This is a genomic window from Alteromonas sp. C1M14, assembly GCF_018860965.1.
In the GTDB taxonomy this organism is placed as follows: Bacteria; Pseudomonadota; Gammaproteobacteria; order Enterobacterales; family Alteromonadaceae; genus Alteromonas.
This window is the reverse complement of the sequence record NZ_JAHKQF010000003.1, coordinates 1-801: the sequence shown is the minus strand read 5'-3', so window position 1 is coordinate 801 and position 801 is coordinate 1. Positions and strand designations below refer to the sequence as shown.

The 801-nt window shown below is 52.4% G+C and carries 1 protein-coding gene; it reads left to right on the top strand.

Annotation, left to right across the window (positions count from 1 at the left end):
* A partial coding sequence (locus KO501_RS03130; RefSeq protein WP_216028206.1) for an Ig-like domain-containing protein occupies window positions 1-801 on the top strand: 801 nt, incomplete at both ends.

Here is an 801-nt window from a genome sequence, read left to right as displayed (position 1 = left end):
TAAACCTGGACGCCCTTTCCAACTTAAACAGTGCCACCCCTATCATTAGCGGCACGTGCGATGAAATTGGTGCCTCGATCACCATCGAAGTAACCGACAGCGACGACGTCACTCAGACTTTTACTACCGACGTATTGCCGGATGGGACGTTTTCCATTGCGCTGCCTGCCGATGCCGCCGAAGGGCTATTGGATGTGAATGTATCCGTCTTGGATAGCGCCGGCAATGTCGCCTCCGTCAGTACCAGCGGTTTAATTGACTTAACCTTACCGGTATTAAACCTAGACGCCCTTTCTAACCTTAACAGCGCTACGCCCATTATCAGCGGGACCTGCGATGAAATTGGCGCTTCGATCAACATCGAAGTGACTGACAGTGACGAGGTTACCCAGACTTTTACCACTGACGTATTGCCGGATGGCACCTTTGCCATTGAACTGCCCGCCGATGCTGCAGAAGGCTTGTTGGATGTGAATGTATCGGTGCTCGACAGCGCCGGCAATGTGGCCTCGGTAAGCACCAGCGGCTTAATTGATTTAACCTTGCCGGTATTAAACCTAGATGCCCTTTCTAACTTAAACAGCGCCACGCCTATCATCAGTGGCACATGCGATGAAATTGGCGCTTCGATCAACATTGAAGTGACTGACAGTGACGACGTTACTCAGACTTTTACCACTGACGTATTGCCGGATGGCACCTTTGCCATTGAACTGCCCGCCGATGCCGCCGAAGGCTTGTTGGATGTGAATGTATCGGTGCTCGACAGCGCCGGCAATGTGGCCTCCGTCAGTACCAGCG